The sequence below is a fragment of the Desemzia sp. AGC72 genome (assembly GCF_057334175.1).
This window is the reverse complement of the sequence record NZ_JBHFIG010000016.1, coordinates 1-16,075: the sequence shown is the minus strand read 5'-3', so window position 1 is coordinate 16,075 and position 16,075 is coordinate 1. Positions and strand designations below refer to the sequence as shown.

The following is a 16,075-nucleotide window of genomic DNA, read 5'->3' as shown; positions in this document are numbered from 1 at the left end:
GGAAGTGAATAAGATTGCCCATCGGGGAGAGGCTGAAGTTGAAAATCACTTAATTGAGGTTCTAGGAGAAGGTCATAATCAATGGACCTATCGACCGGATTTGAAATCAGAAGCAAATCTTTGGCAAAATCTTCGTGAGAAAATCACTCATAATAATTTATCGGAGATTGGGGAACATCCCTTAACCGATAAAGAATTTGACACCATTAAGACAGAACTTCTGTTACGGACACAGACGCCTTTTGATGCCGCTAAATGGTTAAAAGGAGAAAATGGGATTGCTCGTATTACGATAGAACGAGAGGATACTACCTTGGGGTCGGTATCTTTGATTCTTTATTCCAACCAAGATATCGGTGGCGGAATTTCTACCTATGAAGTGGTGAATCAAATTGCGAAGCAAAAAAGTAGTGCAGAAGGTAGAGACAGACGGTTTGATGTTACACTACTCATTAACGGACTGCCTATTGTTCAAATCGAGTTGAAACAAGTGACGGCCAAAGATGGTGTCTATCAAGCATTTAATCAAATCAAAAAGTATGCTGAAGAAGGAATGTTCCGTAATAATATCTTTTCAACCCTGCAGTTGTTCGTAGTCTCCAATGAACAAACGACCCGTTACTTTGCCAATGCCATGCCCAAAAATATGCATCGCAAGTTTTTGTTCAGCTGGCGGACAAAAGACAATAAGAAAGTCGAGAATCTGTATGAGTTCTGTAAACAAGTCATGAATATTCCAGATGCTCATCGACTTGTTGCTAATTACACAATTATGAGTGAAGATCAAGACAATAAAACATTGATGGTTTTGCATCCGTACCAAGTTCATGCCATTGAAGCACTATTTACCGCAGCCAACAAACACCAGTCAGGATATGTTTGGCATGCAACAGGATCAGGCAAGACATTAACTAGTTTTGTCTCCACGAAGCTTTTAGCAAGAAAATCCGGTATTGATCGAACCATCATGTTAGTAGACAGGAAAGATTTAGATAATCAAACTACCAGTGAATTCACTAAATTTGCTTCTGAGTTTAATACAGGGATTTCTTCAGGTGATGCCAAATCTAATAGTTTAATTGTGGGTACGGGAAGCGCTCAAGAACTAAGTAAGACACTACTTGCAGATGCTAATTCCAACGTAGTGATTGTCACTACTCGTCAAAAATTAGATGCAGCACTGAAATATGCCAAAAAGCAAGAAGAGCAAAAAGGGACTAATCGTTATCAAAAGTTAATGGGGCAGCACATGGTCTTTATTGTGGATGAATGTCACCGTGCCTTAAGTGCAGAGAATATGGAAGAAATTAAAATCTTTTTTCCCAACTCTACATGGTTTGGCTTTACCGGGACCCCCATTTTTGAGATGAATAAGAAACAAGCAAAAGGTCAGTTAGCAAGAACAACTCATGATCAATACGGAGAAGTCTTACATACGTACACAATCAAGAATGCATTGGAAGATGGATCTGTTTTGGGATTTCAAGTAGAACATGAGAATACTATTGAACCAACCTCATTAGACAATCAAATTCATCGTAAGCTCCAAGAAGTTGAAAAATATGCTAGTTACACAGCTGAACAAGTCAATCAAGTTATTGATCAGATGGAGCCGATAAAAAAAGAAGAATATATCGAAAATGGGACGTACCAAGATGATCAACATATACAAAAGGTCATCCACAAGATATTTCGTCCGGATAATGCGTATACAAAGTTTGATTTTACGAATGGTCGACCGACCAAGTCAGCGATTCTAACCACCAGTTCGATTGATATGGCAAAACGGTACTACAAAGCCATTAAAGAAATGACGAAGGATAAAGACTGGCTACAGCAAGAGTTTCCTAATCATCCGATCCGCGAGGGACGCACGATGGAGGATCCTGATTTTCCGAGAATCGCAATTACCTATTCTTTGGATGAAAATAAGAGCAATGCCAAAGAGCAACAGGAAGAGATGCAGGAAATCATTCGGGAGTACAATGAATACTACAATACGGCATGGACCTTAGCAGATATTGAACGCTATAACGGAGATATCAATAATCGCTTGGCTCGTAAAAAAGCGGAATTTAAACAATTTGGGCGCCAAGTAGATTTAGTGATTGTAGTGGACCGCTTGTTGACAGGTTTTGATGCCCCGACGATACAGACGTTATTTGTGGATCGAAATTTAGAATATGCTGGACTGATTCAAGCCTTTTCTCGTACCAACCGAACGTATCCAGAGAAAACAAAAGGATTGATTGTCACTTTCCGTAAGCCACATACGATGGAAAAAAATGTAGCTGAGGCTACCAAGTTATACTCCGAAGCAAAAGAAGAGTCAGAGTTAATTTACCCGACATATGAAGAATCAAAAAGACGATTTAAAAAAGCTCATCAGAAAATTCAGCAGTTTACCATTGTACCTGGAAAACTAGATGAGCATACGCCACTAGAAACCCGTGTGGAATACGTTAAAGCATTCCAGGAATTAAATAAAGCGTATGAAGCACTAATAACCTATGACACTTATAATGATGATATGGAGAAGTCAAAAACACTGCAAAATCAAGTGTTTCTCTTAGAGGAACAATCTGGAGTGTATGAGACGGTAAAAGGGTCACTTATAGAACAAGAGAAAGATGAAACAGATGAGGATGTTGATTTTTCTGGTATAGAATTTTATACAGATAACAATATGAAGTTGTATGACATTGACTCTACCTATATTGATCAATTGCTGGGCACTTATGCTGCGAATAATTTTGATGCACGAGAAGAAATCGAAAAAGCACTACAGAAATTAAACAAAGCAGAATACGTTAAAGAAGTTTATCGAGCCATTTTAAATGCTATGGATAATGGAGAAGTGGATGAAAATGAAGACATTTTTGTTATTAAGCGCCAATTTTTTACACAGGCCAGAGACCAAGTGATTGAGGACTTTGCAAGAGAGTGGTTTGTCTCTGAAGGACAGCTCCATTCCTCAGCCATTCAGTATAAGATTGGTGTGGATCCCATTCCAAATATCAAAGGTATTATTGAAAGTAAAGATTACGAAGAATATAAGAAACTACACCCAGAGGTAAAAGCCTTCAAGTACCCACAAGCCGTGAAAAGAGCTTGGCGTGAAGTTTTGGATGAACGTATTGTGCCGCTGGATGATGAGTTGAGGTAGGTGGAATTGAATTGAATGAATGGAACATACAAAAAGCTTCTACAGAAAATGATATATTAATCAAAGATGACAAAGTTGTTATTATTGGCAATGGTTTTGATATGAGTGTTGGAATCAAAAGCTCATATCAAGATTTTATTGAGTATATAAAAGTGAAACATCAGTTGTCAGAAGATTTAGAGTTGTACGAATATAACCGTCTTTTTTTAAGAAAATACGAAAATTTTTATTTGAACTGGTCAGATTTTGAGGGTTTATACGAACAGACTATAAAGAAAGTAAATAATCGCACTCAACATGCAGAGCTTCAAGATTCTTTTGAAATTACATCAATAAATGATGCTATAAAAAAGTTAGAAGTTGATTTTTATGATTATATATCTGAGGAATATAAACGTTGGATTCAACAAAATACTATTTCTCAGTACGATCTAGAATTTAAAAAATTTTCTCGAAATATTAACCCGTTCCTGAAGACACTTCTTGAGGATGAAAAAGCCTATTTTATTAACTTTAATTATACAAACACACTTGAAGATCTTTGCGAAGATCTTTTTAATAACGGAGCTGATGAAGAAAGAAAATTGGCAAAAGTACGAATTAAAAGAACGAAGGAAAGGATAGCACATATTCATGGAAGTATCGAAAAAGATAATATCCTTTTTGGCGGCGGTTTTACAGATAGAGAAGATACAAAAAAATTACGCTACTCCCAATCATTATTAAATGATAAGTTATTTAGGATAAAAGAAAATAATGACTTGAGTTCTACTCGGAGAAATATAATGAACGAATTAGATGATAAGTCGAAAAAATCTTTTGATGCTTATATCATCGGTCATTCATTACAAGGTAGTGATTTTACCTTCTTAAAAACAATATTAAATAAAGCAAATAAAGTATTTATTTTCTATTATGAACAAGATTATACTGAAAAGATTGAAGAAATCATTAGAGAAATGGATTCCTCAATAGTTGAAAAAATTGTGCTCATTCCATTTGTAGAAATATTATTTGAAAATGATGTAATTATTCATAATTTTGAAGAATATACAAGTATCGAATCTTGTATAAATAATAAATTCCCCCAAATGGATATTTTTAGGAACTTATCAATAACAGCACAACACTTTTTATTTAAAAATATCACCGAGCTAAGAATTACGGCTGAAAATATTAAAGTAATAATGAGTCTAATAAAAAAGCTTAATAAAAGCCACGTATTTATTAAAATCAAGAAACTTCATTTTTTGGATGTTTTAGAAGAAGATATTGAAGAGTTAAAGACTTCTAAGGTATTTATGGAAATTTTATCTAATGTTGAAAAAATTTCATTTGAAAAAAGTGAAATAGACATAGATTTTCTGGAAGCACTATTATATGAGGGGAAGAATTTAACTCATACAGATTTAAATTCTTGTACATTATTGAATAACGGAAAAACAGAGTTAGATATTTCTGTTTGCGAATCACTATTAAAACTAGAAATAAAAGACTGCGTTTTTAATCCTGAACATACAAGACGACCGTTTATGTTCCACACCAACAATAGAGACACTAACATTGTAAAATTTACTTTTGAAATGAATACAAATATTACTATCGATAATGAAGTGCTAGAAAAATCTGCAAGTTTAATTGAGCTTGTGTTAGTGTTATCAGATCCATTTCAAGTTAAGGCGCATTTAGAAAATTTAGAAATTCTTTACATAGATTGTTCTAAAACTGATTTCCCTAATATAACTGTAGGTAATAAAATTAAAGAAATAATGATCGTTGGCTATCCAAAGGAGTTTTTACAATTTTCATCTTTAATGAAAAATAACGAAAACTTATTAGGATTTCCAAACTTTAGATTACTTCAATTAAATAGCCCAGATAGTATTACCTCGTTTAATGATATAGACGTAGATGTTCTTCTAGATATTTTCTCAAAAAAAATAAAAATAACTATTGATGAAACAAGTGTTTCTATTCTTGATTACTATAGAGATTATAAAAAAGACCAAAATGAATCTTTTTTAGTGGCTACAAAGAGAATTATAGAAGACACTATTCCAAACTTTCTTGATCCTAAAGAGGAAATAGTTGAAGAGAAGTTTATAGAATTCAAAAACTGGTATATTGAGTTATCTAGTTTAGTTGGTAATTCAACAAATGAAGAGTCTTTTATATCGTTTGTTGAGAAGCAGCTATCTGTTTCGCACGAATTTGAAAATGAAGTTTTGAATAAAAACAATAATTCAAATATTTTACTGGATGATACTGAAAAGATACAACCTAATTATTCTGAAATTGATATTTTATTATTTGAATATATGAATAATAAAAAAAGTTATGAGGAAATAAAAAATGTTCTAACTACAGAAAATAAAAAAACTATTGTGATAGAAGCATACAATAGTCTGATAAACGTTTTGGAACAAAGACAAAATTTATCAATAGATGACATTAACAAAATTAGAATAGATCATTTTAAGAATATGGAAACTAATATAATAGAAGTGTTTTCTAACACGTGGTGTGTTTCTTCTAATGAATTAAAGTATTCTGCCATGCAGTATGAAAGCGGTATGGAGACCATCCCAAATATGGGAAGCATTATCAATAGTAAAAAGTTTGAAACTTATAGGGATCAGCATCCAAACGCTAAACCACTTAAATACTCCCAAGAAATCAAATCGGCATGGCAAAAAAAGCTAAATGAAGAAGTTGTTCCACTAAATAGCGAATTGAAATTATAAGAGTATATAAATATTTGGAAAAGTATACAATTACAGAAATTAAAAGATATATTGTTAAAGGTTAGATAATTATATTATTATACCCCCTGATAGTATGTAGTAAAAGTATCATTTACTACATACTATCAGGGGGTGTGAGTCTATTTTTATACCAATAGAATGAAAATTATAATTATCTTATATTTTAACTCAATACTATATACTCTTATAATTCTTACAATAATAAGCTTTGTGTTTGCTCATGTATACTTTACCCCTGAACAGCCTCCAAATACTGATAAAGATTCACATCAATCGGTTCTAAAAACTTCAAAAACATCTCTACAACCTTTTTCTTTTCGCCGTTTTGCAGTGGTTTTTCTAATTCGATGATAGAATCTTTTACAGGTTTTACTTCTCCTAAATAATAAAATTCGGTACCTTCGTTGTCTGACTTCTTCGCAAATACACGAATGTGCCATTTTTCAGCTTCCATTAACTTTTGTACTTCAGGGGAAGACATGGTTCTAGGAGACTTCGTGAACCACTTCATCGTGGAATAATCGATCAACTCATCTTCGTAAGCCATTTGAGCACCTGAGAAGGTTTCTCCTTTTTTCAGAGTGACGAAAATAACAAATTCGCCTTTACTTGATGTATATCCACCAACATTTTGATCCACCATTTGTTTTTCCCAATTCAACAAACGCAAAACATCTTTTCGTTTGTATTTTTGATAGCGCGTTAAAGGTTCGGTAGAGGAATATTCTGTAGATTTCAACAATCCTGTTTCAAGAATATCGGTCATTAAATGTGTAAAATAGTCGTTTTCCATCGCTTCTTTAAATGAAGGCGACAATGATACTTCAGTTTCTACTCGCTCGATAAAGGCTTGTTGCTTATACAGAGCAGCCACAGAACCAGTGTAAAAGCTTAAATCTAGAGTGTTGAGGACAGAATGGACTGTTTCTTCATCTGCTAGAATTCCATGCTCTGTAAATAACTCTTTGATCCCTATTAATGAGATACTTTGTGCTGGATATCTCATCAATCGTTCTAACAAAACCAACTCTTGTTTTCTCTTTCCTGGCAATAATTCTCTTGAAGCAATCAGCAAAAATCGATTTTCTACTTCAGAAATAGTCCCTTCGTTTTGTTTGATGTTGACTAGAAAATCGTAATAACTATTTTTCTTATTAGCAACTAGCAAAGGATCAATCGTATGTTGTTCTTCAAAATCTTTCAAGTATGGTACACGACCAAGGCGATTATAAAGCAATTGGAATGATTTTCTTAATTCATTCATGCTGTCCATAGAAGCTTGATTGATAGAAGAAAAGATCTGTTGTTTGGCAATTTTTTCAAAGTTGATAGAAGAAACCCCAGAAATAAAATTTGTATCAAAAGTGTCTTTACGCAAATTATTCTTGTCTCTAGACACATCACCAGACAAAGCCATTGGAATCATATAGTTATTTTTATAGTTACCAATAAAATCAATGACCGTGACAAATTCTTTCGAAGGATCTTTTCGTAACCCACGTCCCAATTGTTGGACAAAGATAATACTCGATTGAGTGTTCCGAAGCATGATCACTTGGTTGATTTTAGGAATATCAATTCCCTCATTAAACACATCTACAGTAAAAATATACTCAATCTCGCCATCTTCTAACCGTTCGACTTGTCTTTCTCGTTCTTCTAGCGAGTGTTCTCCAGTTAAATAAGAACTAGGATGTCCTTTTTGTTGGAACAAAGCAGACAACGTTTTTGCTTCTTCTTTGCGGCTACAAAAAACCAACCCTTTAGGAATATTGCCAGAACATCCATAATAATCAAGTTTTTCTAACAAATAAGTAACTCGTTCTTCTTCAATCAAATACTTCAGATCTGTCGACTCAGAAATCAGTTCTCCATCTTTTACATAATCGGTTACTCCGAAATAGTGGAAAGGAGAAAGCATATCTTCTTCTAATGCTTCTTGAAGACGAATTTCATAAGCAATATTGTAGTCGAATAATTCAAAAATATTGAATCCATCGGTTCGCTCAGGTGTTGCTGTCATGCCTAATAGAAAGTCTGGTTTAAAATAATCCATTACTCGATGATACGAAGGAGCGCCAGCTTTATGGACTTCATCAATTAAGATGTAATCAAAATGGTCCTTAGCAAATTGTTGCAAGACTAGATCTTTAGAAATGGTTTGGATTGTAGCAAATAAATAAGTGGCATTTATTTCTTTTTTGTTTCCAGAAAGAATACCGTAGTCTTCGTTTTTTCCGCCAAGGATCTTTTGGAAATCACTTTTAGCTTTATTTAGGATTTGCTCTCTATGGACAATAAATAAAACCCGTTTAGGCTTAGCTTGTAAGACATCAAAAGCGGATAAGTACGTTTTCCCCGTTCCTGTAGCCGAAATGACTAATCCTTTTTTAGCGCCTGTAGCTCGTAGTTCTTTAAGATTCAATAGGGCTGTTTGTTGCATACTATTTGGCACGATATAGGAATTTGGCTCGTCAATAAGAGTTGTATCTTGGATTGTGTTAATTTCTTTGTAGTAGGTTACTGGTTGGTAAGTCTGTTTATAGTTGTGAATCCAGTCATCATTGAGTATTAGAGCCGCTTGCCATTCTTGTTCCATATGTAATTGAATCTCTTGAATCATTTGACCGTGGTCATAAGAAGTTAAACGCACGTTCCACTCGTAATTGACCTTTAAAGCGCTCATAGTCAAATTAGAACTCCCGATAATGAAGGAATGATACCCTGATTGCTTAAATAAATAGCCTTTGGAGTGAAAACCTTTCTTTTGGGAAATGCGGACTTCTACATTAGGAATTTTCATTAAGTCTTCAAAGACAGCAGGCTGATTAAAAGCTAAGTAGATAGAAGTCAAAATTTTCCCTTTGATTCCACGAAGATGAAGGTCCGCTAATTGTGTTTTTAGTGCTGCTAGACCGCTTTGAGTTAAGAAAGCAACTGAGAAAAAGAATTCTTCACAGGTATCCAATTCATTTTGTAGTACATTCAGCATATATTGCTTTTTCTTCGTGTCATTGATGATGATTTGAGGATCATATAAAGATCCTTCAGTTTTTTGATCTATAAAGGCTTTTTTTAATGAACGCTCTAACGTATCTGTCATTCTACTATTCCCATTTCCATTAATTTCTCAACAGCTGGTATATCTGCTGGTGCCCATTCTAATTGGTTCAATTCTTTAGGTTCTAACCATTTCACAGCAATGTGTTCAGTCAACTGTGGCGTCCCTTTTTTCAAGAAGCAAATGAAAGTGGTTAAGTGGACTAAACCAAAGTCATATTCGTAACTGGTTTGTTCAAACACATCAGGTTGTACATCCACTTCAATAAGGAGTTCTTCCTGAAGTTCTCGTATCAAGGCTTCTTGAGGGGATTCTCCAGATTCTATTTTCCCACCTGGAAACTCCCAAAGATAAGCTAACGATTTACCTTCGCCTCTTTGTGCACATAGGATTTTCCCGTTTTCTATTAAAATAGCGCCTACAACAGTAATTTCCTTCAACATACTCACATCCTTCTTTTTATTCATATTTTTATTTTAACATAGCGTTCATACTATTATGTATTATGAGTGAAGTTATTGGTAACAATCGATTTAGGTAGTGCAATAACATTAACAAGAAATAGTAGATATCGGAAAAAATATTTTTAATATGGCCCACCAGATATGCTAACTTAATCATTAGTTGTTAAAAATAAAAAATGGGATCAACGAATAAAAGAAAATTGGGTATAGTATGGAAAACTTCAAAGGGCTAAATATAAAAGTGAAATTAAAAGTTGCAGCGGGATAGGGTAGACTTTAAAAATAGAGAAAATAGAACAACACTATATGTAGTATTTTATTATCAATTGTCAAAAAAAACAGAATATGTATTTCTTTTTCCGAAAAATAACAATAAAATTGCCTATTGTCAAAAAAACGGCGATTTAAGAGTCTTTGTTTGAAATTAGTGGTCAGGTGTTTAAAGGGGTTGAAATCCTTTAAAAGGGGTTTAAATGCGTTTTTAAGTTGAAAGGAACAAATGTTTGTGATACTATATATGGTGAAGAGAACGAAAAAAAACAATAGATCGGGAAATCTATTGTTGGTGTTATGCACCCTAAACTATGTTGGACGTAAATCCAAATTTATTGTAGGATCCAAATTTAATTTTTATACGCATAAAATATTAACACAAATTAACGCATGTGTGAAGTATTTATATAAATTAAGAGTAATACAATAATCTACGGAATACATAAAGGTATGTGCAGAATGCCACGTCGAGTCTCTATCAATAATTATGTAAAGGGGCGAATGAGTGGAAAAAGTAACAGAAAGATTCAATCTTAAATTAAAACAAGAAGAAGTTGATTTTCTTGATGTCAACCTAGAAAGTGATGCACTTCTTTTTTTAAATCCAACTTTACTCGGGGAATTAATGGATACTGCACTCTCGAACAAAGTCATTAATAATGTGTATAGCTTTTTTGAAACCGTTTTAGATTTATACGCAACAAATAAGAAAAAATATGCAATAAAGTTGTTTAATCAATCCGGAGAAACAAACTCTGTTCATTTAGGTTATTCTAGAGTAAACAAAGGGAAGGGTACGTCTGAAAGAGCTTTAACTAAGCTTTTTGATACAGTACTTGCTTCAAAAGTATTGGAAAATAAGGTTCTTTCTAATCCTATTAGTTTAGTTTTATTTGTATCAAATTTTGCAGAAGATAGAATGTCTGATTTAATTATTAGTATACTGAAGAAGGAGCTAGTTGAATATACATTAGAACAAGCTATTCTTTACAATATACCAATTGAGAACGATGAGATAAACTATGGTAAATATTGGGACGCTTCTACTAAAAGCTGGCAGACTTTAAAGAATAGATATATAAAGGACAAAAAGGGTAAACCTATTATATTAGTGCCGAAGCAAATAGTTTCAAAAAAGTTTGGTTTTTCTGCGAATAGTTACTTAAATAAAGTGATTTTTATATGGAGACAAGCTAAACATAGAGAAGCGATATCCAATCTTTGTGAAGTAAAAAGAGACAAGAATGGAAACATTATTAAAGTGAAGCCACCTTCTTATGAAACTTTAAGAAAGGCAGAAATTGATAAAGTATATGGTAAGAAGCGTGGTAAAACAAAAAAATATATCATGGATCAAACACTTGCTAATCCTGGCTTATTAGACCAATTCTTTGAACAACACACGGAAAACTCGATTAACAGAAATGGCAATATCCTTTCTGATCAAGAGCTGACATTAATTATTGAGGCAACAGAAAATAAAAAATAATGCTTATTAAGTATTAATAGGAGGATTTTATGGCAAAACATAGCGGCGGAAAATTAGGAGATGCTGGTAGAAAATTAGGTAGTAAGAGTAGTACTAAAAAACAGAAATCAAATGCTGGAAAAACTTTGAAAGATCATCAGGATAAAAAGCATTAAAAGTTTAGAATAAGAGGAACAGTCTAGTAGATGTCTAATAAGACAACTACTAGATTGTTCATTTTTACTTTGAGGAAGAATTTATTATCACATAAACTTAGTTATTTTTCAGTTTGAAATTGAGATCATGTATTACTCCTAGAGCCAATTCTTGGACTATAAGATAGGAGAAGTTGGTTTGTATGTGATATGTAAAATAAAACAAAAAAATTATTCCTAAACCGAGATAATTCCGTTGACTTACTTCTTTTTGTTTGTTAAACTTACTATTAATAAGTGCTAAACAAGCAAATAAACTTTTAAAGGAGATTTACACATGACACAATTTACAGATTTAATCAAAGAACGCCGTACAGCTTACGCTATCGGAACAAACACTGAATTATCAAACAAAGAGATTGCTGACCGCATTCGCGAAGTAGCGCAACAAATCCCAACGGCTTTCAACAGCCAAACAACTCGTTTAGTAGTTGTATTTGGAGAAGACAACGTTAAGTTATGGGACCACATTTTAGACGTTCAAAAAGACGTTATGGAAGGCGACATGTGGGAAATGATGTCAGGAGTAATGCAAGGCGCTAAAGCTGGCGTTGGTACTGTATTATTCTTCGAAGACCGCGATGCAGTTACAGGAGCACTAGGCGAAAACGAACGCGCAACTGTTTATAAACAACACCACAGTGCAAATGCTCAATACGGTATCTGGTTAGCATTGACTGAATTAGGTTTAGGCGGAAGCTTGCAACATATGAACATTGGCTTTGAACAAGGCTTTGACAAATCAGTGAAAGAAATGTTCAACTTACCAGCATCATACGAAATGATCGCTCAAATGCCATTTGGTTCAATCGAAGCAGAACCAAATCCAAAAGAATTCATCGACAGCAGCGAACAAGTTCGCGTAGTTGGAGAGTAATCAAACGATTCGCTCTTTGATACTTAAAGCATCTGGCTCCCTTAAAAAGGAGTTCAGGTGCTTTTTTTCGTAGTGCATTTGCGCAAAGCATCCAGAGTTATCCGTTGACAGCACATAAGAGCAGCGCCTACAATTCGTGTAAGAGTTGCTTACATACTAAGTATTCATGTGATTCATTGAGGAGGAAAGAGGATGGACTTCAACGATGTAAAAGGCGTGGTCAGACAAGGCGAGCTTCCGATTGAAAGTATTGAAAATCCTTATGGCGATTACTATGTCATAAAAATCAAAAATGATGCCGGTTTGACGTGGATCCCGGGGGAGCATGGTGTTTATACGCTGCCGAACAAATCGATCGAAGGCAGGAAGTACCGTTTGTTTTCCGTGGCTTCGATACCAGAAGAAGGATTTTTGTTGCTCGGGACACGAACGGGAAAAGAAACCAGCAGCTTCAAAAAGGCATTGCTGAGTATGCAGCCAGGGGAAAAAATCACGTTGCGAGGTCCATTTGGCTGGATGAAAGTGAAAGATGAAACGTCTCCCATCGTAATGTTCGCGAGCGGAGTTGGGATAACGCCATTTCGTGCCTTATTGAAGCAGCTGGAATTCGATACTCGCCGCCCGATTGAAGTCGTTTATTCCTCCTCAGGGTATTATCTCTTTGGTGAAGAGATCGGAAAAATTGTCCAAAATAACCCGATGATCCATTTGTACAAAATGACCTCGCGAGAAGAAACCACTGCAAAGTTGGATGAAATTGTCGATCAATACGGCAATACAGCTTATTACTTTAATTCTGGATCGCCTGCTGTATTGAAGTCCGTCAAAAAACATTATAAAGAAAAAGGTATACATGGAAAGAGAATCGTCTCGGATACATTCTTTGGAGCGAAGTAAATGGAAATAAAATAAGGTATACTGACAGAGTAAATACGAAAAGCAATTGAGTGATTGAGGAGATGGATGTAAGTGGGACTAGAAGACAAAGATTTTATTTTGCGCCAAGTGCAGGAATTAGCAGAAGGTATCGGCAAGTTTCTTGGAAAAGACTCCATTAAAGAATTGATCAACTACGATCAGTCGCAAGAAGGAGCTTTATCAGATGAGGATATTGAAACGATCTTGCTAATCACAACGATCAGAGATATCCAAGAAAGTGAAGGGTTGTCAGACGAAGACCTTTCAAGCGAATTAGGCATGATAGAAGATGATTTAGAGAAGCTGTACAACAATGAACGGTCAGTTACTCCGGTTGAGCTGGAAGCTTTGCGGAATTTCGTGGCAGAGAAGGAAACTTATTAATGGAACACCTCTTCAAGAGACTATTCGTGCTGTTTAAATCCTGAAAATCGTGTTATAATGAGTAGCTTAAGATCACTACGACAGTAATAAGAACGGATGCCGAAAAAGCCTCCGCTAGTGATACATATGGAGGTGTAAGAGAATGCAAAAACGATGGACGATCGGTGAAATCAAAAAGTTTGTGGAAACCAATTCAGACAGCAAGTTATTGACGACAGAATACCAAGGCTTTTCTCAAAAGTTAGAATTTGAATGTGCATGCGGCAATAAATTTGAAAAGACTTTTAAGAAATTTAAAAATAACCACCAACGCAAATGTGATGTGTGTCAACCACCAAAAGCTTCACGCTAAAGCATAAACAAAAAGCCGATTTCTCATAATGAGTAATCGGCTTTTTTGGTATCATTAACTAATTGTTTCGTTATTCTTTGCAAAAAAATTAGCAACAATGAAAGGGTTTCGGATGTGAATCAAACACACAAAGCTTTGCAAACGATTAAAATTTCGTGTGTTATACTTTATTCAAGTAATGAATTTTAGAAATACTAAACCTTTGACTCAGATAGTTTAAACTATTTAATAACTACAATTTATGAGAGGGAGGATTTTGTGTTGATTAGAAAAGCAACTTATGATGACATTAAAGGTATGGCTAAAGTAAATGTGGATTCATGGAGGGTAACCTACAAAAACATTGTCCCTGACACATATCTGGATAGTATGAGTTATGATTTAAGAGAAAAGTCTTTTCAAAAAGCTTTAGATGATGAACAAGTCATTGTGTATGCAGCAAAAGAAGACGAAGAAGTGGTCGGATATATTATAGGTGGAAAAAATCGGGAGATAGAAGAATTTCCAGCGTATGAAGGGGAGGTGTATGCGCTCTATATTTTAGAGGAGTTTCATGGAAGAGGCATAGGAAAAGAGTTGGTTTCTAAATTATTCGATGAACTGAAAGCACGTGGGATACAGCATGTGATGGTTAAAGTGCTAAAGGACAATTCTGCTAAACTCTTTTATCAACGGTTAGGGGCCAAGTATGTTGATGTGACTTGTTTTGAAATTAGTCATAGTAAATTGGCGGAAGAAGTTTATGGGTGGGACAATTTACTCTTTAACATCCAAAAATAACGTTTTGGGGGTATACAAAAGAATATCTTATTCCCTTTTACTAAATTATCTTTTTGCACGAACTTATTCATAGCCCTCTTTTTATTGTAATATATGTAATTACATATACGACTTTATGTAATTTCATATTTTTAAAAATAAAACGATATATTTATTATTAGTAAGTGATAAAACAAATCTATATTAATAGAAAATTAAAAGCCGATAAGCCAACTTTAAAGTTGGAGAAATAATTTATTCATAGATTGGTGCTTATTTTTCTAGCAATATTAGTATTAGCAAAGAATATCAAAGGAGAGATTGAATAGTGATAGAAGAAAAAATTACCCAAATCAAAGCCTATTTCAAAGAGTTACCTAAGAATCAAAAAGTTATTAAGGATTTAGATTACCTTACTTTTTTAGCTACATTCGTTCCTGTTCCTGGTTATCAACAAGCTGCTCAAATAGTTAATAAGCTCTTTTCTGATCATAATCTAAATATATTAATGACTGAATTAAGAGAGAGTATTTATGAAACTAATAAACGCATAGCTTTAAGCGAGAACGATATAGAAAAGATTCAGTCAATGGCTGCTACAGTTTCTGCTGTATCAGAATTGGAGGAAAAGCTTGATTTAATTATTGAACAAGCACACCGTGAATTTCCATCTGAATTCATGGTTGAGACAGAAAACTGGAGTACACAAACTATAATTAATCAAATCATAAATGCAGATTTTACATCAGTTTATGCAAATAATAACAGTCATAATCGCTTGAAAGATGTTGAAATTAACTCGCCACGTACCCATTTACGTGCTACAAACCATTCGTCCAATTATTTACAAGGTACAAATTTTAGAGATTCAGAAGGTACTATTAGCGTGAATGGAATTACACAACAGGGAGATAATGAGTTCACTGGTAATTCCATCGGCTTCGGTGAAGGAGGAACATTAATTTTTGGTCCCCCGGAAAATGAAGTTACGGGAGAATGTCCGAACTGTGGAAACATCATCGTAGCTGATAAAAATAAACTACGCGCTAATTCACCCATCCAATGTTCACAATGTGGCGGTAGATTTCTCGCTAAATTGCCATGATTTAGTCGTTATTAATTGAATTTACTAATAGTTGAATAACCCCCTTTCCAAAAGGGGTTATATTTTTCACAAAAAAGAGAGTCAGTCTTTTGACTGGACAAAAATATTGACACACGAATTTATAGAATTTCATGTGTTTATTTAAAAGTTATTCTTTGTTACAATAACTATATGCATACATCTAATTATTGGTGTAAAGAAATGAGGAATTTACGTGGTCACATTAAAATCAGAACGTGAAATAAATGCAATGGATGATTCAGGTACA

Annotated in this window: 12 protein-coding genes; 10 read left to right on the top strand and 2 right to left on the bottom strand. The window is 34.2% G+C overall.

Annotated features, from left to right (window positions below; all coding sequences use genetic code 11):
* Positions 1 to 4 precede the first annotated feature (4 nt).
* Positions 5 to 3,166 carry a type I restriction endonuclease subunit R gene (locus ACE025_RS06935; protein ID WP_485938809.1) on the top strand — a complete coding sequence of 1,054 codons (3,162 nt, stop codon included), beginning with the start codon at positions 5 to 7 and terminating at the stop codon, positions 3,164 to 3,166.
* Positions 3,167 to 3,177: 11 nt separating this feature from the next.
* Complete coding sequence (locus ACE025_RS06930; protein ID WP_485938807.1) at positions 3,178 to 5,910, top strand: AbiH family protein; 2,733 nt, start codon at positions 3,178 to 3,180, stop codon at positions 5,908 to 5,910.
* Positions 5,911 to 6,160: 250 nt separating this feature from the next.
* Here the strand turns inward: ACE025_RS06930 and ACE025_RS06925 are convergent, their stop codons facing one another.
* Together ACE025_RS06925 and ACE025_RS06920 are read right to left on the bottom strand one after the other, a co-directional pair.
* Positions 6,161 to 9,034 (bottom strand): DEAD/DEAH box helicase, encoded by a 2,874-nt coding sequence (locus ACE025_RS06925; protein WP_485938805.1) that lies wholly within the window; start codon positions 9,032 to 9,034, stop codon positions 6,161 to 6,163.
* The gene (locus tag ACE025_RS06920) at positions 9,031 to 9,435 is read right to left on the bottom strand and encodes a (deoxy)nucleoside triphosphate pyrophosphohydrolase (RefSeq protein WP_485938803.1); all 405 of its coding nucleotides are present in this window, start codon (positions 9,433 to 9,435) and stop codon (positions 9,031 to 9,033) included. Before ACE025_RS06920 ends, ACE025_RS06925 begins: the two co-directional genes overlap by 4 nt.
* Before the next feature lie 799 nt (positions 9,436 to 10,234).
* On the opposite strand from ACE025_RS06920, the gene ACE025_RS06915 reads away from it, so the two are divergent.
* From ACE025_RS06915 to ACE025_RS06880, 8 genes are all read left to right on the top strand, one after another.
* Positions 10,235 to 11,218, top strand: coding sequence for a hypothetical protein (locus ACE025_RS06915; RefSeq protein ID WP_485938801.1), 984 nt, complete (start codon positions 10,235 to 10,237; stop codon positions 11,216 to 11,218).
* Between the two features lie 29 nt (positions 11,219 to 11,247).
* Positions 11,248 to 11,373, top strand: coding sequence for a hypothetical protein (locus ACE025_RS06910; protein ID WP_485938799.1), 126 nt, complete (start codon positions 11,248 to 11,250; stop codon positions 11,371 to 11,373).
* Positions 11,374 to 11,689: 316 nt separating this feature from the next.
* Positions 11,690 to 12,289: a nitroreductase family protein gene (locus tag ACE025_RS06905; RefSeq protein WP_485938797.1), complete on the top strand. Its 600-nt coding sequence runs from the start codon at positions 11,690 to 11,692 to the stop codon at positions 12,287 to 12,289.
* A gap of 192 nt (positions 12,290 to 12,481) precedes the next feature.
* On the top strand, positions 12,482 to 13,186 hold the full coding sequence (locus ACE025_RS06900; protein ID WP_485938795.1) for an FAD-dependent oxidoreductase: 705 nt from the start codon (positions 12,482 to 12,484) through the stop codon (positions 13,184 to 13,186).
* A gap of 72 nt (positions 13,187 to 13,258) precedes the next feature.
* Complete coding sequence (locus ACE025_RS06895) at positions 13,259 to 13,591, top strand: hypothetical protein (RefSeq protein WP_485938793.1); 333 nt, start codon at positions 13,259 to 13,261, stop codon at positions 13,589 to 13,591.
* A 142-nt stretch (positions 13,592 to 13,733) separates the two neighbouring features.
* A complete protein-coding gene (locus ACE025_RS06890; protein WP_092480962.1) occupies positions 13,734 to 13,943 on the top strand; it encodes a hypothetical protein in 210 nt (69 codons plus the stop codon).
* Positions 13,944 to 14,204: 261 nt separating this feature from the next.
* Entirely contained in the window at positions 14,205 to 14,723 is a 519-nt protein-coding gene (locus ACE025_RS06885) for a GNAT family N-acetyltransferase (RefSeq protein WP_485938792.1), read from the top strand.
* Between the two features lie 307 nt (positions 14,724 to 15,030).
* The gene (locus tag ACE025_RS06880; RefSeq protein ID WP_485938790.1) at positions 15,031 to 15,807 is read left to right on the top strand and encodes a hypothetical protein; all 777 of its coding nucleotides are present in this window, start codon (positions 15,031 to 15,033) and stop codon (positions 15,805 to 15,807) included.
* Positions 15,808 to 16,075: the final 268 nt, after the last annotated feature.